At 64.2% G+C, this 18,722-nt stretch carries 21 protein-coding genes and 1 pseudogene; 20 read left to right on the forward strand and 2 right to left on the reverse strand.

Going from position 1 to position 18,722, the window contains the following annotated elements; genetic code table 11:
* Positions 1 to 301: 301 nt before the first annotated feature.
* Both pip and dtd read left to right on the forward strand, forming a co-directional pair.
* Entirely contained in the window at positions 302 to 1,258 is a 957-nt protein-coding gene (gene pip, locus LQ952_RS07810; RefSeq protein WP_238622101.1) for a prolyl aminopeptidase, read from the forward strand.
* Entirely contained in the window at positions 1,255 to 1,695 is a 441-nt protein-coding gene (gene dtd, locus LQ952_RS07815; RefSeq protein ID WP_238622102.1) for a D-aminoacyl-tRNA deacylase, read from the forward strand. The genes pip and dtd overlap by 4 nt, the downstream gene beginning before the upstream one ends.
* A 21-nt stretch (positions 1,696 to 1,716) precedes the next feature.
* Here dtd and fnr read toward each other — a convergent pair whose 3' ends face one another.
* Positions 1,717 to 2,499, reverse strand: a complete 783-nt coding sequence (gene fnr / locus LQ952_RS07820) for a fumarate/nitrate reduction transcriptional regulator Fnr (RefSeq protein WP_238622103.1) — start codon at positions 2,497 to 2,499, stop codon at positions 1,717 to 1,719.
* Positions 2,500 to 2,678: 179 nt separating this feature from the next.
* Between fnr and hisB the strand changes: the two genes are divergently transcribed.
* From hisB to gpmI, 10 genes and pseudogenes are all read left to right on the forward strand, one after another.
* Entirely contained in the window at positions 2,679 to 3,272 is a 594-nt protein-coding gene (gene hisB / locus LQ952_RS07825; protein WP_238622104.1) for an imidazoleglycerol-phosphate dehydratase HisB, read from the forward strand.
* A gap of 36 nt (positions 3,273 to 3,308) precedes the next feature.
* The gene (gene hisH, locus LQ952_RS07830) at positions 3,309 to 3,956 is read left to right on the forward strand and encodes an imidazole glycerol phosphate synthase subunit HisH (protein ID WP_238622105.1); all 648 of its coding nucleotides are present in this window, start codon (positions 3,309 to 3,311) and stop codon (positions 3,954 to 3,956) included.
* Between the two features lie 25 nt (positions 3,957 to 3,981).
* Positions 3,982 to 4,719, forward strand: coding sequence for a 1-(5-phosphoribosyl)-5-[(5-phosphoribosylamino)methylideneamino]imidazole-4-carboxamide isomerase (hisA, locus tag LQ952_RS07835; RefSeq protein WP_238622106.1), 738 nt, complete (start codon positions 3,982 to 3,984; stop codon positions 4,717 to 4,719).
* Between the two features lie 14 nt (positions 4,720 to 4,733).
* Positions 4,734 to 5,504 carry an imidazole glycerol phosphate synthase subunit HisF gene (gene hisF, locus LQ952_RS07840; protein WP_238622107.1) on the forward strand — a complete coding sequence of 257 codons (771 nt, stop codon included), beginning with the start codon at positions 4,734 to 4,736 and terminating at the stop codon, positions 5,502 to 5,504.
* Between the two features lie 268 nt (positions 5,505 to 5,772).
* Positions 5,773 to 6,180: a phosphoribosyl-AMP cyclohydrolase gene (hisI, locus tag LQ952_RS07845; RefSeq protein WP_238622108.1), complete on the forward strand. Its 408-nt coding sequence runs from the start codon at positions 5,773 to 5,775 to the stop codon at positions 6,178 to 6,180.
* On the forward strand, positions 6,173 to 6,499 hold the full coding sequence (locus LQ952_RS07850; protein ID WP_238622109.1) for a phosphoribosyl-ATP diphosphatase: 327 nt from the start codon (positions 6,173 to 6,175) through the stop codon (positions 6,497 to 6,499). Before hisI ends, LQ952_RS07850 begins: the two co-directional genes overlap by 8 nt.
* A 59-nt stretch (positions 6,500 to 6,558) precedes the next feature.
* The gene (gene tatA / locus LQ952_RS07855) at positions 6,559 to 6,831 is read left to right on the forward strand and encodes a twin-arginine translocase TatA/TatE family subunit (protein WP_238622110.1); all 273 of its coding nucleotides are present in this window, start codon (positions 6,559 to 6,561) and stop codon (positions 6,829 to 6,831) included.
* Between the two features lie 83 nt (positions 6,832 to 6,914).
* Positions 6,915 to 7,193: pseudogene (gene tatB, locus LQ952_RS07860) on the forward strand (Sec-independent protein translocase protein TatB); the annotation flags it as partial.
* A gap of 109 nt (positions 7,194 to 7,302) precedes the next feature.
* A complete protein-coding gene (gene tatC / locus LQ952_RS07865) occupies positions 7,303 to 8,334 on the forward strand; it encodes a twin-arginine translocase subunit TatC (protein WP_238622111.1) in 1,032 nt (343 codons plus the stop codon).
* Positions 8,335 to 9,882, forward strand: coding sequence for a 2,3-bisphosphoglycerate-independent phosphoglycerate mutase (gene gpmI, locus LQ952_RS07870; protein WP_238622112.1), 1,548 nt, complete (start codon positions 8,335 to 8,337; stop codon positions 9,880 to 9,882).
* Here the strand turns inward: gpmI and LQ952_RS07875 are convergent.
* Entirely contained in the window at positions 9,875 to 10,438 is a 564-nt protein-coding gene (locus LQ952_RS07875) for an FHA domain-containing protein (RefSeq protein WP_238622113.1), read from the reverse strand. The genes gpmI and LQ952_RS07875 overlap by 8 nt on opposite strands.
* Positions 10,439 to 10,594: 156 nt before the next feature.
* Here LQ952_RS07875 and gspC point away from each other — a divergent pair, with 156 nt between their 5' ends.
* The 8 genes from gspC (at position 10,595) to gspJ (ending at position 18,449) form a co-directional block, all read left to right on the forward strand.
* Positions 10,595 to 11,521 carry a type II secretion system protein GspC gene (gene gspC, locus LQ952_RS07880; RefSeq protein ID WP_238622114.1) on the forward strand — a complete coding sequence of 309 codons (927 nt, stop codon included), beginning with the start codon at positions 10,595 to 10,597 and terminating at the stop codon, positions 11,519 to 11,521.
* Between the two features lie 76 nt (positions 11,522 to 11,597).
* Positions 11,598 to 13,568, forward strand: coding sequence for a type II secretion system secretin GspD (gene gspD, locus LQ952_RS07885; protein ID WP_430733391.1), 1,971 nt, complete (start codon positions 11,598 to 11,600; stop codon positions 13,566 to 13,568).
* Entirely contained in the window at positions 13,565 to 15,109 is a 1,545-nt protein-coding gene (gspE, locus tag LQ952_RS07890; protein WP_430733389.1) for a type II secretion system ATPase GspE, read from the forward strand. The genes gspD and gspE overlap by 4 nt, the downstream gene beginning before the upstream one ends.
* A 49-nt stretch (positions 15,110 to 15,158) precedes the next feature.
* Positions 15,159 to 16,373: a type II secretion system inner membrane protein GspF gene (gene gspF / locus LQ952_RS07895; protein ID WP_238622116.1), complete on the forward strand. Its 1,215-nt coding sequence runs from the start codon at positions 15,159 to 15,161 to the stop codon at positions 16,371 to 16,373.
* Between the two features lie 36 nt (positions 16,374 to 16,409).
* The gene (gene gspG / locus LQ952_RS07900) at positions 16,410 to 16,844 is read left to right on the forward strand and encodes a type II secretion system major pseudopilin GspG (protein ID WP_238622121.1); all 435 of its coding nucleotides are present in this window, start codon (positions 16,410 to 16,412) and stop codon (positions 16,842 to 16,844) included.
* 5 nt (positions 16,845 to 16,849) lie between these two features.
* Positions 16,850 to 17,404: a type II secretion system minor pseudopilin GspH gene (gene gspH, locus LQ952_RS07905; RefSeq protein WP_238622117.1), complete on the forward strand. Its 555-nt coding sequence runs from the start codon at positions 16,850 to 16,852 to the stop codon at positions 17,402 to 17,404.
* A complete protein-coding gene (gene gspI, locus LQ952_RS07910) occupies positions 17,401 to 17,790 on the forward strand; it encodes a type II secretion system minor pseudopilin GspI (RefSeq protein ID WP_430733759.1) in 390 nt (129 codons plus the stop codon). Before gspH ends, gspI begins: the two co-directional genes overlap by 4 nt.
* Positions 17,787 to 18,449 carry a type II secretion system minor pseudopilin GspJ gene (gspJ, locus tag LQ952_RS07915; RefSeq protein WP_238622119.1) on the forward strand — a complete coding sequence of 221 codons (663 nt, stop codon included), beginning with the start codon at positions 17,787 to 17,789 and terminating at the stop codon, positions 18,447 to 18,449. The genes gspI and gspJ overlap by 4 nt, the downstream gene beginning before the upstream one ends.
* The last annotated feature ends 273 nt before the right edge of the window (positions 18,450 to 18,722 follow it).

An 18,722-nucleotide genomic window follows, 5' to 3' on the forward strand; every position in this document is an offset into this window, starting at 1 on the left:
TAAAAAAACCCCCACCATCCTTGGTGGGAGCGAGACCATCCCTGGTCAGGTGATTGATCCTGCGTTCCGTGCCTGCCTAGTGGATTCATTCCACGCCTGGTCCGAAGTCGTCCTGTACCCCATCACTCCAGGATCCCTGGGAGGCGCTTCGTGCACCATGGGTATATGATTTCATAGTCGAGGGGGCGGTGAACACTGCCCCAAACCTGCGAAAAACAGGCTTTTGGGGCAAAAGTCTGTAAGGATTTTCTTACACGCGTGCCTTGCCCCCCACCACTGAGCCCGGAAAAGGTTTTCGTCCATGTCTGCCGCCCCCCTGTTTCCCGATATTCGTCCCTATCGCTCACATCATCTGGATGTAGATCCTCCGCATCGTCTCTATCTGGAGGAGTGCGGCATTGCCGGGGGGCTGCCGGTGGTGTTTCTCCATGGCGGCCCCGGTTCCGGGTGCGAATCCTGGCATCGACGTTTTTTCGATCCCAACCGCTATCGCATCGTCCTGTTCGATCAGCGAGGGTGCGGCCGTTCCGTGCCCCATGCCGGCTTGGAAGGCAACACCACCTGGGATCTGGTGGCGGACATGGAGCGTATCCGCGAGTATCTGGGAATCGATCGCTGGGTCCTGTTCGGCGGTTCCTGGGGCTCCACCCTGGCCCTGGCCTACGCCCAGACCCACCCTGAGCGGGTGCTGGGAATGGTGCTGCGGGGGATCTTCCTGTGTCGTGACGAGGATATCCAGTGGTTCTATCAGGAGGGCGCCGGACGCCTTTTCCCCGATTACTGGGCCGATTATCTGGCGCCGATTCCCGAAACGGAGCGGGGGGATATGGTCGCCGCCTATTACCGGCGCCTGACCGGGGCCGACGAGGTGGCCCGTATGGCGGCGGCCAAGGCCTGGTCGGAATGGGAGGGGCGTACAGCGACCCTGATGACCAACCCGGCCGTGGTAGGGCATTTCCAGAATCCCTTCACCGCCCTGAGCCTGGCCCGTATCGAGTGCCACTATTTCCGGCACCAGGCCTTCATGGTGCCGGGGCAGTTGCTGCGTGACGCCCACCGTCTGAAGGACATTCCGGGTTACATCATCCATGGGCGTTATGACGTGGTCTGTCCCGTGGATCAGGCCTGGACGCTGCACCGGGCCTGGCCGCAGGCAGAACTCACCATCGTGCCGGATGCGGGGCATTCCGCCGGTGAGCCGGGGATTGCCCGCGCCCTGGTGGCGGCCACCCAGGCGCTGGCGGATCGCCTGGCATGATCGCGCTGTTGCAGCGGGTGAGTCAGGCGCGGGTGGTAGTGAGTGGTGAGACCGTCGGTGAGATCGGCCCCGGCATCCTGGCATTGGTGGGTGTGACGCGGGAGGACGGCGCCGTTCAGGTGGCACGTCTGCTGGAACGGATGCTGGGATATCGTCTGTTCGAGGATGGGCAGGGCCGCATGAACCTGAGTCTGCGGGACACCGGGGGTGGCCTGCTGCTGGTGCCTCAGTTCACCCTGGCGGCGGATACCCGCAAGGGCCTGCGGGCCAGCTTCACCCCGGCGGCCGACCCCGCCGTGGGGGGGGTCTTGTTTGCTCAGCTGGCCGCCCGGGCGCAGGAGGCCTGGCCCCGCGTGGCGACCGGGCGCTTCGGGGCCGACATGGCGGTGTCCCTGACCAATGACGGCCCGGTGACCTTCTGGATTGAGGCCCGATAGCTCGTCCCGATCCTGCGCCCCCTACATCGGGGGTGATTTGCCGTTGCCGTTGTGGTGATTACGCAGATCTTCCACCGGCTGGGTGCCTGCCACGGTATACAGTCCGTCCAGGTCGTAGATGGTGATCAGCTTGCGTCGCACCAGGATCAGCCCGGCGGCCTGGAATCGGGTGAACAAGCGGCTCACCGTCTCCACCGCCAGACCCAGATAATTGGCGATGTCATTTCTCGACATGGTGAGGTTGAATTCCGTGCGCGAGAACCCACGTATGCCCAGGCGGTTGGAGAGACTGAGAAGGAAGGCGGCAAGCCGGGCATCGGAAGCCTTCTTGCCCAGCAGCATCATGAAATGCTCGTCGGTCTGGATTTCCCGACTCATGATGCGAAAAAGTTGGTGTTGCAGACCCGGGATGCGAACTGAAAGCTCTTCCAGACGGTCAAAGGGGATCTCGCAGATGCTGGTGGTTTCCAGAGCGCGGGCGGCGCAGGGATGGACACCGTCACTGATGGCATCCAGGCCCAGCAGTTCGCCCGGCAGGTGGAAGCCGGTGATTTGTTCCTGGCCATCGTCGGTGAGGGTGTAAGTTTTTACCGTGCCGGAACGTACCGCGTAAATGGATGTCATACGGTCACCTGGTCGGTACAGGTGATCCTTTCGCTGCAGGGGACGTTTTCGGTTGATGATCCGTTCGAGCATTTGCAGCTCTTCGTCGCCGACCCCCAGGGGTAGGCACAGATCGTGGAGACTGCAACTTTTGCAGGCTTGCTTGAGACTGCCTAGATCAAGGATCTTGGGGGCGGACATGCGGGTTCAACCACTCCTGCAGCCTTTCGGCCGCCAGCTTATTGCCGAGGTTCGGTTCGGTACGCACTGATTCGGCACCTTAACCAAAGCCGGGCCGGGAGACAAGCCGGCAGGGCTCACCGTGGGCGTAATGCTGTGGTACGATGGCCCCCTGAATCCCCACCGGTGCTTCAGCGCCCATGACCTCCCGCACAGCCCAGATCAAGCGCGATACCCTGGAAACCCGGATACAGGTGACTCTCAACCTGGACGGGCAGGGCCGCGGCGAATTCGCCACCGGCGTCCCTTTCTTGGACCACATGCTGGATCAGGTGGCCCGCCACGGCTGTATCGACCTGTCCATTCAGGCGGATGGTGATCGCCATATCGATGATCATCACACGGTGGAGGACATCGGTATCGCCCTGGGGCAGGCCGTGGCCCAGGCCGTGGGGGACAAGCAGGGGATCCGCCGCTATGGCCATGCCTATGTACCCCTGGACGAGGCCCTGTCACGGGTGGTCGTCGACTTTTCCGGACGGCCGGGCCTGCAGTATCACGTGGCCTACCCCAGGGACCGCATCGGGCAGTTCGAGGTGGAACTGTTCGAGGAGTTCTTCCAGGGTTTCGTGAACCACGCCCGCGTCACCCTGCATCTGGACAACCTGCGGGGCAAGAACGCCCACCATATTGCCGAAACCCTGTTTAAGGCCTTCGGTCGTGCCCTGCGCATGGCGCTGGAGTCGGACCCCCGCATGCAGGGCGTGATGCCCTCCACCAAGGGTGTGCTTTGAACGATCCTGTTTCCCGGCCTGAATAAAGAATCCCTTATGAATACTGTTGCGGTGGTGGATTACGGCATGGGCAACCTGCGTTCCGTGGTCAAGGCCCTGGAGCATGCAGCGCCTGCCGGCACCCGGGTGCTGCTTACGGATCACCCCGCGGATATCCTGGAAGCGGATCGGGTGGTTTTCCCCGGCCAGGGGGCGGCCCGCGACTGCATGCAGGCCCTTGATCAGCGAGGTCTGTCCGGGGTGCTGCGTGAGACGGCGCTGACCCGGCCGTTTCTGGGTATCTGTATGGGCATGCAGGTACTCATGGACCACAGCGAGGAAAACGGGGGTACCGAGTGTCTGGGGATCGTCCCGGGGCGGGTGCGCTGGTTTGGTGTCGATCTGACTGATGCTGGGGGCGAGCGCCTGAAGATTCCCCACATGGGCTGGAACCAGGTCCATCAGGTCCATGCCCATCCGCTGTGGGCCGGCATCGAACAGGATAGTCGTTTCTATTTCGTACACAGCTATTATGTGGAGCCGGCCGCCCTCCAAGTGGTGGCGGGTACCACGGACTACGGGATGCCGTTCACCGCGGCCATCGCCAAGGACTACATCTTCGCCATTCAGTGCCATCCTGAAAAGAGCGCCGCCACGGGTCTGACCCTGCTGCGCAATTTCATGCACTGGACCGGCGGTGTCTGAAATCAGTTAATCAGGGGAATAGATCATGCTGGTGATCCCGGCCATCGACCTCAAGGACGGTAAATGTGTGCGGCTGCGCCAGGGGCGCATGGATGACTCGACGATATTTTCCGAAAGCCCGGTGGAGATGGCTGCGCGCTGGGTGGACGAGGGCGCACGGCGTCTGCATCTGGTGGATCTGGACGGCGCCATCGCCGGCCGCCCCCGTAACGCCGATATCATCGGTGAGATCGTCTCGCGCTTCCCCGATCTGCCGGTGCAGGTGGGTGGCGGGATTCGGGATGACGATACGGTGCAGGCCTATCTGGATGCCGGCGTGCAATGGGTGATCATCGGCACCAAGGCCGTCAGCGCTCCCCATTTCGTCAATGACCTGTGTCTGGAGTTCCCCGGTCGCATCATTGTCGGGCTGGATGCCAAGAACGGCAAGGTGGCCATCGACGGCTGGTCCAAACTGTCCCATCACGATGTGGAAGACATGGCCAAGCACTTCGAGCAGGATGGTGTGGCCGGCATCATCTTCACGGACATCTCACGTGACGGCATGATGCAGGGGGTGAACGTGGACTCCACCGTGAGCCTGGCCCGTTCGGTGAACATCCCGGTATTCGCCTCCGGCGGTGTGACCAGCATCGAGGACATCCGCCGCCTGTGCGCAGTGGAGGACGAGGGGGTCACCGGTGTCATCGTCGGGCGTGCCCTCTATGAAGGTACCCTCAGTCTTGCCGAGGCCCAGGCCCTGGCGGACCAGAACGCCGCCTGAGCCCAGGGTCGATCATGCTTGCCAAGAGAATCATCCCCTGCCTGGACGTGGACCGTGGACGCGTGGTCAAGGGCGTCAACTTCGTCGATATCCGGGATGCCGGTGATCCGGTGGAGATCGCCCGGCGCTATGATGCCGAAGGGGCGGATGAACTCACCTTCCTGGATATCACCGCCAGTTCCGATGAGCGAGAGACCATCGTGCATGTGGTGGAGCAGGTGGCCGAACAGGTATTCATCCCCCTGACGGTGGGAGGGGGCATTCGCCGGATCGAGGACATTCGGCGCCTGCTCAATGCGGGTGCGGACAAGGTGTCCATCAATACCGCCGCGGTCTTCAACCCGGATTTCGTGCGCGAGGCGGCGGACCGGGTAGGTTCCCAGTGCATCGTCGTGGCCATCGACGCCAAGCAGGTGTCCGCGCCGGGGGAGTCCCTGCGTTGGGAGATCTTCACCCACGGCGGTCGCAAGCCCACCGGGCTGGATGCCATCGACTGGGCCCGGCGCATGGTGGACAACGGAGCGGGCGAGATCCTGCTCACCAGCATGGACCGGGACGGCACCCGCCAGGGCTTTGACCTGCCACTCACCCGAGCCATCGCCGATGCGGTGACGGTACCGGTGATCGCCTCCGGCGGCGTAGGGCATCTTCAGCATCTGGTGGAGGGGGTCACCGAGGGGCACGCGGACGCGGTGCTTGCCGCCAGCATCTTCCATTTCGGTGAGCACACCGTGGGCGAGGCCAAGCAATACATGGCCGAACGGGGTGTCGAGATTCGCCTGTAGGGGTGACCTGAAGAGGTCATTTTCGTCTCGGGGCATGTCATCGGCGCCTCTGGGCATGTCATTCCCGCGAAAGCGGGAATCCAGCGGCGGATTGAACATCCTGGACTCCCGCCTTCGCGGGAGTGACGGCAAAAGGGCCTTCGTGGGAGGGCGGCAAAAGGGCCTTCGGGGTAGAACTTCCTTGGGGGCATGTTCCCCGGTTGCTGGTAAATTCCCCCGCCAACGGTTTAAAGTACATGCCCGATACCTATATCCTGATACCCGGCGCATGACCCAGAACAGTCCCCTGGACACGATTCGATGGAATACCGACGGCCTTGTCCCCGTCATCGCCCAGGACCATGCGGACGGCTGCGTGCTGATGGTTGCCTGGATGGACCGGGAGGCCTTGGCCCGCACCCTGGAGACCGGCGAGGCGGTGTACTGGTCCCGTTCCCGGGGCCGGTTGTGGCACAAGGGTGAAAGCTCCGGGCACGTTCAGGTCGTGCATGATGTGCGGCTGGATTGCGACCGCGACGTGATCCTTCTGAAGGTGGAGCAGAAGGGCGGTATCGCCTGCCATACCGGGCGCCGTCACTGCTTCTATCATCAGTATCGGGATGGTGACTGGGTGGAAAGCGAGCCGGTCCTCAAGGATCCGGCGACCATCTACGGCGAGGCTCCTTCCCATGGCTGACGATCGTATCCTGGAACAACTGGCCCAGATACTGGAGTCCCGCAAGGGCGCGGATGCCTCCAGTTCCTATGTGGCGAGTCTGTACGCCAAGGGGCTGGACGGCATCCTCAAGAAAGTGGGCGAGGAAGCCACCGAGACCGTGGTGGCCGCCAAGAACGGCGACCCTGAGCAACTGATCTATGAGACCGCCGATCTGTGGTTCCACACCTTGGTGATGCTGGCGCAGCAGGGGCTGGGTCCGGGCCAGGTGCTGGCGGAACTGGAGCGGCGTTTCGGTCTGTCGGGGCTGGAGGAGAAGGCGGCACGTAGTGCCCGCTAGCACGACGGCCACGGCACTGATCACAGCGGACACATTACTGACACATCTGGAGGCATCTCATGGGTTTTGGCGGCATCAGTATCTGGCAATTGCTCATCATCCTGGTCATCGTGGTCTTGCTGTTCGGGACCAAGAAGTTGCGCAACATGGGCGGTGATCTGGGCAGCGCCATCAAGAACTTCCGGCAGTCGGTCCGCGACGGCGAGACCGAGGCCGACGGTAAGGGCAACGAAGACACGGAACGCAAGCCCCTGGAAGACAAGCCCGGCCGCGTATTCGAGGCCGAGGCGACCACCGAGAACAAGACCCGGGAAGGCGAGCGCCACTCCTGATCTCCGGAGGGTCTTCATGCCGGGCGGCGGCCGTCAGGCCCCGCCCGCTCAATCCTCATAACCGCGGCGGTTGATACGGACGCATGTTCGATTTCGGATTCTGGGAACTCATCGTCATCGGCTTGGTGGCACTTCTGGTCGTGGGGCCGGAACGGCTGCCCAAGCTGGCCCGTGAAATCGGTCGCTGGGTGGGTAAAATCCGCCGTTTCGTCAGCAGCGTGCGCTCCGATATCGAGCAGGAGCTGCGGACCGAAGAACTCAAGAAGATGCTTGAGGATCAGGAGCGGGAGATCGGTCGCCTCAAGACCATGATGCAGGATACGGAACAGGACCTGCGTCAGTCGGTGGACAAGACCCGGGAGCGGGTCAGTTCCGTGGAGGCAGAGGTCAAGGAAGGTGCCGCCGCCCAGGCGGCGTCGGCCCCTTCCGCACCGACGCCTCCCGAGTCCGATCAGACCCGGAAATCGAATCATGAATCATAAGCCCGAGTCCCCCCAGGCCGGAGACGAGGCCGAGGGGACCTTGCTGTCCCACCTGGTCGAACTTCGCACCCGGTTGCTGCGCAGTGTGCTGGCGATCCTGCTGGTCTTCCTCGTGCTGTTCCCCTTCGCCAATCCCATCTATACCTTCCTGGCCGGGCCGCTGATGGTACACCTGCCGGAAGGCAGCAGCATGATCGCCATCGAAGTGGCGGCACCGTTCCTGATCCCCTTCAAGCTGGTGCTGATGCTGGCGATCGTGATCTCCGTGCCTTTCCTGCTGTATCAGGCCTGGGCCTTCATCGCGCCGGGGCTGTATCGGCACGAGAAGCACCTGGCCGTGCCCATGCTCGTCTCCAGCACTATCCTCTTCTACCTGGGCATGGCCTTTGCCTACTTTGTGGTCTTTCCACTGATCTTTGCCTTTTTCACCTCGTCGGCCCCGGAAGGGGTCTCGGTGATGACGGATATTTCCCGCTATCTGGATTTTGTCATCCTGCTGTTCCTGGCCTTCGGTATCGCTTTTGAAGTACCCATCGCCACCATCCTGCTGGTGGCCATGGGGCTGACCACCCCCCAGCAGCTGGCGGCCAAGCGGCCGTATATCATTGTCGGCGTGTTTGTGGTCGGCATGATCCTGACCCCGCCCGATATCATCTCCCAGACCCTGCTGGCGTTGCCCATGTGGTTGCTGTTCGAGATCGGGATCGTGCTGTCAAAGGTCCTGGTCAAGAAGAAGGCGGCCCGGGAGGCGGAGGAGGGGGAAGATCCGCCGCCTGCCAATGATCCGCCGAGCCGTCCCACCCCCACGGAGGCCGCTGATCTGTCGGCCCGTGCCGCCGCAGCCGCCGCCAAGGCCCGGGCCAAGGCCGCCACCGCCGTCGCCAGGGCCCGGCAGGGACGCAAACATGAAACCGATCAGCCCCTTTCGGCGTCGGAGATGGATGAGGCCCTGGATCAGGCCGAAGCGGAGGAGCGTCGGCTACGGGGCGCTTCGGACAACTCCAAGCCACAGGACAAGTGAATGACGCAGTCTTCCCACAATGCCCCTCGCCGTCCCACCCTGCTGATCATCATGGACGGTGTCGGAGTCAATCCGGGCAAGCTTAACAACGCCTATCACGATGCCGCCACGCCGCGGCTGGATCGGTACTTTGCTCACCATCCCCATACCCTGCTGGAGGCCTCGGGCCGGGCGGTGGGGTTGCCTGATGGGCAGATGGGTAATTCCGAGGTGGGGCACCTGATCCTGGGGTGCGGTGCTGTCATTCGGCAGGATCTGGTCCGTATCGACGATGCCGTCGAAGACGGCAGCTTCATGGACAACGCGGCCCTGACGGCGGCGGCGAAAACGGCCGCAGAGGCCGGTCGGCCCCTGCATCTGATCGGGCTGGTGTCCGATGGCGGTGTGCACAGCCATCTCCGTCACCTGCATGCCCTGATCGAGTTGTGCGGTCGCCATGGTGCCAAGCCGGCGATCCACATGATCACCGATGGTCGCGATACCGCGCCCAAGTCTTCTCCCGGTTATGTCCCCTCGCTGGAAAAGGCCCTGAAGTCCTGCGGCGGCCAGATCGCCACCGTGACGGGCCGGTATTACGCCATGGACCGGGACAAGCGCTGGGATCGCACACAGCTGGCCTTTGATGCCATGGTGAATGGCAAAGGGACCCGCGCCTCCAGCGCGGCCGCGGCCCTGTCCGCCGCCCATGAGGCGGGGGAGACCGACGAATTCATCAAGCCCCGGGTCATCGACAAGGGGGCGCTGATTCGCAGCGGTGATCCGGTGCTGTTCTTCAACTTCCGCAATGATCGCCCCCGCCAGCTCACGGAGGCCTTGAGCCAGTCGGACTTCATCCACTTTGATCGCGGCGACTTCACGCCGGTCACCGTGACCTGTCTGACCCTTTATGATGCCCGCTATGACCTCCCGGTGGCCTTCCTGCCGGAGCGGCCCAGGGTGACCCTGTCACGGGTGCTGAGCGATGCAGGCCTGAAGCAGTTTCACTGCGCCGAGACGGAGAAGTACGCCCACGTCACCTTCTTTTTCAACGGCGGCGTGGAGACACCCGCCGAGGGTGAGGATCATGTCATGATCCCTTCTCCCAGGGTGGCCACCTATGACCTAAAGCCGGAGATGAGTGCCCCCGAGGTGGCGGATGCCACCATCCAGGCCCTGGAAAGTGGTCAGTACGATTTTGTCCTGGTGAACTTCGCCAATGGGGACATGGTGGGTCATACCGCGGTCTACGAGGCGGTGGTGAGTGCGGTGGAGGCCCTCGATACGGCTGTGGGGCGAGTGCTGGACGTGGCCGTGGAGCGGGGGTATTCCGTGATCCTTACCGCCGACCACGGCAACTGCGAGGAACTGATCGATCCCTTCACCGGTGAGCCCCATACCCAGCACAGCATGTATCCGGTGCCCTGTCTGGTCATCGACGGCAGTGTCCGGCATCTGCTGACCGGTGCGGGGCTGAGTGCCATCGCGCCCACCGTACTGCAACTCATGGGGCTGGCACAGCCGCCGGAGATGACCGGGAGGTCGTTGCTGCTCGATACCTTGGTCAGGTAACGAGGGCGTTTTCCCGGCAATAGAAATACACCAGATTATCCGCGTTTTCCGTCAGTGGAGACCCCAGGCTCAGATAGCCGGACCCGGTGAGCGGGGCGTCGTCCTGGTGGATGAAGCGGACCTCGCCGGTCTTGTCCTGCAGGTAAGTGCCATTCAGGCTTTGATCCACGAGTACGAAGCCGCCGTTCCGGCATTCCACCCGGGCATGGCGGCGGGAGACGAATTCCTTGGGCACGACCAGGTCGCACTGTCGATTCCGCCCCATCAGGAAACCGTCGTCCGAGGGGTGCAGGTTGACCACCGCGTCCCGGTAATGCAGGAGCAGGCTGCCACCACTGCCCCCCGAGGATTTTTCACCGGGCCTTGAGGGCTTGGGCTGGGTGATGGGGCTTGGACTTGGGCTTGGTACGTACTCCTGATCCTCGGAGATCTCCCCGGCGCGTCGATCCACGAGGCGACGTCGATTGCTGATGACCCACTCCCCGAAGCTGTCCCGAAACGGATAGTTGGGGCGTCTTTCGTAGCGACGTCGCTCTCCCTTTCTTCTAAGATCCATGCCCGTGTGCTCCGCGACAAGATATTATCCGCTCCAGTATAAACCAATCGCCCATTGGCGAACCGAGGGTGCTGTCACGGACTTGGCATGGTGACAAGGTCCGTCCCCATGCTAGGATCGGCAACACTTGCCCTTATTTCTCATCGGGTTATCGCCATGTTGAGCGCATCCAGGATCATCTCCGCACGCGGTGCCCGTCCCGCTCCGGAGGACGTGGCTCGCTTGGGGCGCTGGCTGGTCCTGCCGCTGGTGGTGGTGTTGGCATGGAGTCTGGCACAGCTCACCTGGACCCTGTTGACCCCGCAGGAGATCGGGCCTCTTCCCGTGGCGCGGGACTTGCCTTCGGCGCCCCCGTCCGTGGCCCCCCTCTCCAATGAGGTTCCGCGCCTGACGGCAGTGGCCGATTTGCAGCTGTTCGGGCATGCGGAAACCGTGATTGAAGCCCCGGCGGTACCCACAGAGGCCCCGGAAACCCGTCTGCGCCTGACCCTGAAAGGGGTGGTGGCCTCCCCCGAGCCTGCCCTGGGCGTGGCACTGATCGCCGATGACCGCCAGAATGAACGCCATTACCGGGTGGGTGCCGAGCTGCCGGGGAGTGCCCGGCTGGAGCAGATCTTCGGCGATCGGGTCATCCTTTCCCGTGAAGGGCGTTTTGAGATGTTGCGTTTGCCTCGGGAGACCCTGGACAGCGCGGCGGTGGTGCCGGCCGTGCAATCCAGCCAGGCAGGCGGGACCGAGCCGGCACCGCCGCTGCGAGACGCGGGACTGGCGGCAAGCCTGGCGACGCGACGGGATACCTGGCTGCAGGAGCCCGGCCAGTTCATGGAAAGCATCCGGGTGCGGCCGGTGATGGAGCAGGGGGCGATGAAGGGTTTTGCGGTCTCCCCCCGGCGTGACCCGGCCCTGTTCCGTCAGGCGGGCCTGCGGCCCGGCGACGTGGTGACCGGGATCAACGGCACGCCGATCAGTGCCGTCACCGATCCTCAGGCCCTGATGGCCGAGCTGGCGCAGGCCACGGAAGTCAGGCTGGATCTTGAGCGTCAAGGCCGTGCCATGTCATTGACCCTGCCCATCGGGCAGTGATGGAGAACCGCATTTCATGAGTGGACGACGAGACCTGTCTGCAATCCGGCCCCGAGGATTCGCCCGCCATTGCCGGATGCGCCTGATCCCGCCCCTGCTGGCGCTCGCCTGTCTGCTGCCGGCCGGCCTGCAGGCGGAGGAGGACAGCGCCACCCTCAATTTCCGGGATGTGGACATCCAGGCCCTGATCAATTACGTCTCCGAGGAGACTCAGACCAATTTCATCGTCGATCCCCGCGTCCGCGGCCGGGTGACCGTGGTCTCGGGCCGTCCGGTCAGCCGCTCGGAACTGTACGAGATCTTCCTGTCGGTGCTGCGGGTCCATGGCTTTGCCGCCGTCCAGACCGATGGGGTGATCAAGCTGGTGCCCGATGCCATTGCCAAGCAGGCGGAAGTGCCCACTGCCTCCGAGCGTAGTCCGTTGCAGGGGGATGAGTACATCACCCGAGTGATCTCTGTGAACCATGTGGATGCCGCCCAGCTGGTACCCATCCTCCGGCCCCTGATCCCCCAGAGCGGTCATCTGGCCGCGTCCCCGGAATCCAATACCCTGGTCATCTCCGATACCGCCGCCAACGTCAATCGGTTGGTGGGCATCATCGGCCGGATCGATCAGGAAAGCCGGGAAGACATGGAGGTGATTCCGCTTCAGCATGCCGCCGCCGCGGAGGTGGCGCGGATCATCAGTACCATGGAGGGGGCCGAAGGCCGTCAACGCCCCGGCTCGCGCCTGCAGGTGATGGCGGACGAGCGCACCAACAGCATCCTGCTGAGCGGCGATCCCAAGCGTCGCATCCCCGTGCGGGCGGTGATTTCCCATCTGGATATTCCCATGGAGGGGGGCAATACCCGGGTCATTTATCTGCGCTATGCCAAGGCCGAGGATGTGGCCGAGGTCCTCCGGGGACTGGCCGCCTCCATGGAGGGGGGGGCTGCCGGTGCGGGTGGTACTGCGGGCGCCGGGCGGGGGGGCAGCATTCATGTGCAGGCCCATGAGAGTACCAATGCGGTGGTGATCAGCGCGCCGCCGGATGTGGTCAGGGACCTGCGCGCGGTGATCCAGCAACTGGACGTGCGTCGTGCCCAGGTACTGGTGGAGGCGATCATCGCCGAGGTGTCCACGGAGCGGGCGCGGGAGTTGGGCGTGCAATGGGGCATCGGCTCCGAGCGTGACGGGGTGGGGATCATCAATTTCGGCAGTTCCGGTTCGGGGCTTTACCAACTGGCGCGGGGCTTCTATTCCGGTGGCACGGATCTGCCCAGCGTGGGGGATGGCCTGACCGTGGGGGGCATCGGCCAGTCCGGCGGGACCTCCATCGCCGTCCTGCTCAGGGCCCTGGCCGGGGATTCCGCCAGCAACATCCTCTCCACCCCCAGCCTGCTGACCATGGACAACGAGGAGGCCGAGATCATCGTGGGCCAGAACGTGCCCTTCCGTTCGGGGCGGGCCATCGAACAATCCGGGCAGGCCTTCGATACCATCCAGCGCCAGGACGTGGGTGTGAAGCTTACGGTGCGTCCCCAGATCAACGAGGGTAACGCGGTGAAGTTGGAGATCGAGCAGGAAGTCTCTCAGGTGGCCCCCAGTATCAGCGGCCAGGACGCGGCGGATCTGATCACCAACAAGCGCAGCCTGCGGACCAGCGTGATGGTGGATGACGGTCAGATGGTGGTGCTGGGTGGCCTGATCGATGATGTGCTGGTACAGACCCGCAACAAGGTGCCGGGCCTGGGGGACATCCCCGGTCTTGGGCGGTTATTCCGCTACGACACGTCCACCAAGGAAAAGCGCAATCTGATGGTCTTCCTGCACCCGGTGATCATTCGTGAGCACAATGACCTGACCGGACAGACGGCGGCCAAGTACAACTACATCCGGGCCGAGCAACTGCGTTCCCGCGCCCAGGGGGTGTTGATGATGCCCGACGAGACGGTGCCGGTGCTGCCCGACTGGGAAGCCTTGCTGCACCTGCCGCCGCCCTTTGAAGCCACTGCGGCCGCCACGGTGCGGGGCCTGTCCATCCAGCCACCTCCGGGTCGTCAATGAACGCCCGCACGGCACCGGAGGCCATGGAGGGGCTGCCCGCCGCCCGCCCGGTGGAGGATGCCCCGGCACTGTCGCCGGTGCGGGGCGTGAGTTTCGGTTTTGCCCGCCGTCATGGGGTCGTGGTCATGGAAGACTCGGGCGCGGCCCTGCGGGTGGTGTGCCGGCAGGGCGTCAGTAGCCGGACCCTGACTGAACTACGTCGCCACCTGGGACGCCCCCTGACGCTGGAAACGGTGCCGGAAGCCCAGTTTGACGTATTGCTGCGCACCCGGTACGAGAGCAGCAGCAACGACGCCATGCAGCTCATGGAAGGCATGGGGGAAGAAGAAGACCTGGACAGCGTCGCCCGAAGTCTGGCCGAGCCGGAAGACCTGCTGGAGACCGAGGATGACGCCCCCATCATCCGCCTCCTCAATGCCCTGCTCACCGAGGCCATCAAGGAAAATGCCTCGGACATCCATATCGAGCCCTTCGAGAACCGTCTCACCGTGCGCTTCCGTGTGGACGGGGTGTTGCGGGAGGTTCTGGAGCCCCCGCGGGTCCTGGCCCCGCTGATCACCTCGCGCATCAAGGTCATGGCCCGTCTGGACATTGCGGAAAAGCGCCTGCCCCAGGATGGGCGCATCTCCTTGAAAGTGGCGGGTCGGGCGGTGGATGTGCGCGTTTCCACGTTGCCCTGCGGCCACGGTGAGCGGGTGGTGCTGCGCCTGCTGGACAAGCAGGCCGGGCGCCTGGACCTGCGTCATCTGGGCATGGATCCGGACACCCTGGCGGTGATGCGGCGTGTGATTGCACGCCCCCACGGCATCATCCTGGTGACCGGTCCCACCGGCTCGGGCAAGACCACCACCCTCTATGCGGCCCTCTCCCAGCTCAATGACCGCAAGCGCAACATCCTCACGGTGGAAGACCCCATCGAATACTATCTGGACGGCATCGGGCAGACGCAGATCAACAGCAAGGTGGATATGACCTTCGCGCGGGGGCTGCGGGCCATCCTGCGCCAGGACCCGGACGTGGTGATGGTGGGCGAGATCCGTGACGTGGATACGGTCAACATCGCCATCCAGGCCAGTCTCACCGGCCACCTGGTCTTTTCCACCCTGCATACCAATACCGCGGTGGGGGCGGTGACCCGCCTGCGGGACATGGGGGTGGAGCCCTTCCTGCTGTCCTCCACCCTGGTGGGCCTGCTGGCCCAGCGCCTGGTGCGTCTGCTCTGCGATCACTGCAAGGCCCCGTACCGGGCCTCCGAGGCCGACAGCCGTCTGCTGGGGCTACCCCCGGGGGAGCACACCCTGTTCCGGGCCGTAGGCTGCCCCGAATGCAATCAGCTGGGCTACCGGGGGCGCACCGGCATCTATGAACTGGTGGAGCTGGACGAGACCCTGCGATCCCTGATCCATGACGGCGCCGGCGAACAGGCCATGGAACGGCACGCCCGTGGCCATGCCACCAGTATCCGCCAGGACGGCATTCGTCGCATCCTGGCCGGTCACACCACCCCGGAGGAGGTCCTGCGGGTCACCAAGGACGACTGACCACCGATGCACTCCAGCCTGCCCGCCACCGGACACCCGCACCTGAACCATGCCCGCCTTTGAATACACAGCCCTGAAACCTACCGGCCGCCAGGTCCGCGGAGTGCTGGAAGGGGATACCCCCCGTCAGGTGCGCCAGCAGTTGCGGGAGAGCGGCCTGACCCCGCTGTCGGTGGAGGCGGTCCAGCAGCGGGAGCGTCGGCGTCGGCGGCTGCCGGGACTGGCCCGAGGCATCAGTGCCATGGACCTGGCCCTGCTCACGCGCCAGCTGGCCACCCTGGTGCGTTCGGGGCTGCCCCTGGAAGAGGCCCTGGGAACGGTGGCCCGCCAGAGTGAGAAGGCCCGTATCCGCAGCATGCTCATGGCGGTGCGCACCCGGGTGATGGAAGGGCATTCCCTGGCCCGCGGCCTGGGGGATTTTCCCCACGTATTTCCCGATATCTATCGCACCACGGTCTCCGCCGGGGAGCAGTCCGGGCATCTGGACATGGTCCTGGAGCGGCTGGCCGACTACACCGAAAACCGTCAGCAGATGCGCCAGAAGATCCAGCTGGCCCTGTTCTATCCGGCCATCCTCACCACCATGGCGGTGTTGGTGACCGTGGCCCTGCTCACCTACGTGGTGCCGGAGGTGGTCCAGGTATTCAGCGGCATCGGCCAGGAACTGCCCTGGCTGACCCGCACCCTGATCGCGGTGAGCGATGCCCTGCGTGACTATGGCCTGATGCTGTTGGTGGCGCTGGTGGCGGCCGGTGTGCTGTTCAAGTATCTGCTACGGCGGCCAGGGCCGCTGCGGACCTGGCACCGGTTGCTGCTGCGCCTGCCGCTGGTGGGGCGGCTCACCCGGGGCATGAACACGGCCCGATTTGCCCGCACCCTGTCCATCCTCTCGGCCAGCGGCGTGGCGGTGCTGGAATCCCTGCGCATCGCCGCCGAAGTGATCGCCAATCGCCCTATGCGCGAGGCGGTGCAGACGGTGGCCCAGCGGGTGCGGGAGGGTTCCGGCATCGGCGTGGCTCTGGAACGCTCCGGCTATTTCCCGCCCATGACCGTCCACCTGATCCGCAGCGGCGAGGCCAGTGGCGCCCTGGACGAGATGCTGGAGCGGGCGGCAGTGAACCAGGAGCGGGAACTGGAAACCCGCATTGCCATGATCATGGGCATCCTGGAGCCGGTGCTGATCCTGGTGATGGGGCTGGTGGTGCTGGTCATCGTGCTGGCCATCCTGCTGCCCATTTTCGAACTCAATCAGCTGGTCAATTAGTGGTCATACTCAATTAAGGGGATTGCGCGCAAAATGATGAACATTCACCCACGCAGACAAGGCGGTTTCACCCTCATCGAAGTCATGGTGGTGGTGGTGATCCTGGGTATCCTGGCGGCCATCGTTGTGCCCCGGATCATGGATCGTCCCGACGAGGCCCGGATCACCAAGGTACAGAACGACATCCGTGCCCTGGAGAGCGCCCTCAATCTCTACCGCCTGGACAATTTCGTCTACCCCAGCACGGATCAGGGGTTGCAGGCCCTGGTGCAGCGGCCCTCGGGCCAGCCGGAGCCGCGCAACTGGCGCCAGGGCGGGTATGTCGACCGCCTGCCCATGGACCCCTGGGGCAACCCCTACCAGTACCTGCATCCGGGCACCCGGGGCGAGTTCGATCTCTACAGCTTCGGCGCCGACGGCCGCCCCGGTGGTGATGGCATCAACGCAGAGATCGGCAACTGGGGTCAGTGACCTGCATGTGCCGTTCCTGCCGCGGCTTCACCCTGTTGGAAGTGGTGGTGGTGCTGTTCATCGTCGGCATCATGGTTTCCTTCGCGGTGATCGCGGTGGGCGACGGCGGCCGTGACCGCCACATTGAGCAGGAAATGCGCCGCTTTGTCGCCCTGGTCGCCCTGGCCCGGGACGAGGGCATCCTCACTGCCGAGGAGACCGCCTTGAGCGTGGGCCGGCACGGGTACGGTTTTCTGCGCGAATACCAGGTGGATGCCCGCAGCTATGAGTGGCTTCCGGTGCCGGGGGATCGGCCGCTGCAATGGCGCGAGCTCGGGGGGCTGGGTATCGAGCTGGCCCTGTCTCTGCAGGGGCAACCGGTGAGCCTGGAGCGGGAACCGGCCAGTCCGATGCCCCATGTGTACCTGGGCATCAGCGGTGAGATCACCCCCTTTGAACTGCAGTGGCTGACCGATCAGGCCCGCACGCCCCGCTTCGTCATCCGTGGTCATCCCGGGGGGCGGATCGAGATACTGGAGCCCGCGGACCTCCACGGCAGGGATCTGCGGACATGGCGATGAAGCCGCAACAGGGTTTCACCCTGCTGGAAGTGCTGGTGGCGGTCACCATCCTGGCGGTGGCCCTGGGGGCGGTGATCAAGCTGGGTAGCGACAATGCCCGCGTCGCTGCCGAACTGCGTGATCGCACCTATGCCCACTGGGTGGCCTCTAACGTCATGGCCCGTTATCGGGCTGGGCTGGAGGTCCCGGCCGAGGCCGTGGTGCGGGGGAGCAGCATGATGGCGGAACGGGAATGGTTCTGGGAGGTGCGTCTTGATCCGGCCATGCTGGATGTGGGCGGCTTTGAACTGGGGCCCGTGCCCCGGATCGAGATCAGCGTCCGCGACAGGGATGATCCGGGTGCCTCCCCCTTGGCCCGGCTGGTGGGTCACCTGAACTGGCAATGAGCCTCCGTCGCCCCCCTTCTGCACGCTACGGACGTGGCTTCACCCTGCTGGAGCTGATTGTCTCCCTGGCCGTGTTTGCCCTGGTCTCCGTGATGGCCTATGGCGGCCTGCGGGCGGTGCTGGAGGTGCGGGCCTTCACGGATGAATCTGCCGCCCGTCTGGCGGAGGTCCAGATGGCCATGACCCTGCTGGGGCGGGATCTGGAACAGGTGGCCCGGCGCCCGGCCCGGGATGGCCTGGGGGAATTCCAGCCGCCGATCCGTCATGACGGTCTCCAGGTGCCACCGCGGCTGGAGGTGATCCGTGCCGGGGTGCGGGGTGGTGCCGGTCGCAGCAGTCTGCAGCGGGTGGCCTGGGAGATGGAGGAGGGCAGCCTGTATCGACTTTACTGGTCCGCCCTGGACGGGGGCGGGGATCTCCCCATCGGCCGCATGCCCGTGATCCTGCGCCGGGAGGGATTCGGCCTGCGGGACTGGGAACTGCGTTTCCACCATCGGGACGGGATCGAGGGCCTGACCACGGTGGCCTTCTGGCCTCCCTTGGGCAGAGAACAACAGGACATGGCCCTGCCGCTGGCGGTGGAGATCATCCTGGATCTGGAAGGGATCGGCCGGGTATCGCGGCTATTTCCCGTGACCCATTCTGCCCGTGATCATTGAAGTGATGGGGGAACCTGGGGATGGCTCTTGCCGTCACTCCCGCGAAGGCGGGAGTCCAGGATCCTCAGTCCGTGACTGGATTCCCGCTTGCGCGGGAATGACGGATTCATCGGCTTCAGGAAAAGTCGCACTGGATGACTGGGAAGCTAAGGGTCTAGAATTAATTGAGAAATCTGTTGTCGCTGCCGGTGAGGCATTTCGAGAAGCTTTTCGCAATAATGTGGAAGAGAATGGCCCTGCATTGGCAGGTACTTATACTGTGATGAGCCGATC

Source organism: Ectothiorhodospira lacustris (assembly GCF_022227785.1).
GTDB lineage: Bacteria > Pseudomonadota > Gammaproteobacteria > Ectothiorhodospirales > Ectothiorhodospiraceae > Ectothiorhodospira > Ectothiorhodospira lacustris.

Bases quoted from the DNA above. Each gene is read 5' to 3' on its own strand.
- tatC (WP_238622111.1), top strand. From the start codon at position 7,303: ATGAATCATAAGCCCGAGTCCCCCCAGGCCGGAGACGAGGCCGAGGGG.
- gspJ (WP_238622119.1), top strand. From the start codon at position 17,787: ATGAGCCTCCGTCGCCCCCCTTCTGCACGCTACGGACGTGGCTTCACC.
- gspC (WP_238622114.1), top strand. From the start codon at position 10,595: ATGTTGAGCGCATCCAGGATCATCTCCGCACGCGGTGCCCGTCCCGCT.
- LQ952_RS07850 (WP_238622109.1), top strand. From the start codon at position 6,173: ATGGCTGACGATCGTATCCTGGAACAACTGGCCCAGATACTGGAGTCC.
- gspF (WP_238622116.1), top strand. From the start codon at position 15,159: ATGCCCGCCTTTGAATACACAGCCCTGAAACCTACCGGCCGCCAGGTC.
- hisB (WP_238622104.1), top strand. From the start codon at position 2,679: ATGACCTCCCGCACAGCCCAGATCAAGCGCGATACCCTGGAAACCCGG.
- gspI (WP_430733759.1), top strand. From the start codon at position 17,401: ATGAAGCCGCAACAGGGTTTCACCCTGCTGGAAGTGCTGGTGGCGGTC.
- hisI (WP_238622108.1), top strand. From the start codon at position 5,773: ATGACCCAGAACAGTCCCCTGGACACGATTCGATGGAATACCGACGGC.
- hisA (WP_238622106.1), top strand. From the start codon at position 3,982: ATGCTGGTGATCCCGGCCATCGACCTCAAGGACGGTAAATGTGTGCGG.
- gspD (WP_430733391.1), top strand. From the start codon at position 11,598: ATGCGCCTGATCCCGCCCCTGCTGGCGCTCGCCTGTCTGCTGCCGGCC.
- tatA (WP_238622110.1), top strand. From the start codon at position 6,559: ATGGGTTTTGGCGGCATCAGTATCTGGCAATTGCTCATCATCCTGGTC.
- hisF (WP_238622107.1), top strand. From the start codon at position 4,734: ATGCTTGCCAAGAGAATCATCCCCTGCCTGGACGTGGACCGTGGACGC.
- gspH (WP_238622117.1), top strand. From the start codon at position 16,850: ATGTGCCGTTCCTGCCGCGGCTTCACCCTGTTGGAAGTGGTGGTGGTG.
- hisH (WP_238622105.1), top strand. From the start codon at position 3,309: ATGAATACTGTTGCGGTGGTGGATTACGGCATGGGCAACCTGCGTTCC.
- dtd (WP_238622102.1), top strand. From the start codon at position 1,255: ATGATCGCGCTGTTGCAGCGGGTGAGTCAGGCGCGGGTGGTAGTGAGT.
- fnr (WP_238622103.1), bottom strand. From the start codon at position 2,499: ATGTCCGCCCCCAAGATCCTTGATCTAGGCAGTCTCAAGCAAGCCTGC.
- gpmI (WP_238622112.1), top strand. From the start codon at position 8,335: ATGACGCAGTCTTCCCACAATGCCCCTCGCCGTCCCACCCTGCTGATC.
- gspE (WP_430733389.1), top strand. From the start codon at position 13,565: ATGAACGCCCGCACGGCACCGGAGGCCATGGAGGGGCTGCCCGCCGCC.
- pip (WP_238622101.1), top strand. From the start codon at position 302: ATGTCTGCCGCCCCCCTGTTTCCCGATATTCGTCCCTATCGCTCACAT.
- gspG (WP_238622121.1), top strand. From the start codon at position 16,410: ATGAACATTCACCCACGCAGACAAGGCGGTTTCACCCTCATCGAAGTC.
- LQ952_RS07875 (WP_238622113.1), bottom strand. From the start codon at position 10,438: ATGGATCTTAGAAGAAAGGGAGAGCGACGTCGCTACGAAAGACGCCCC.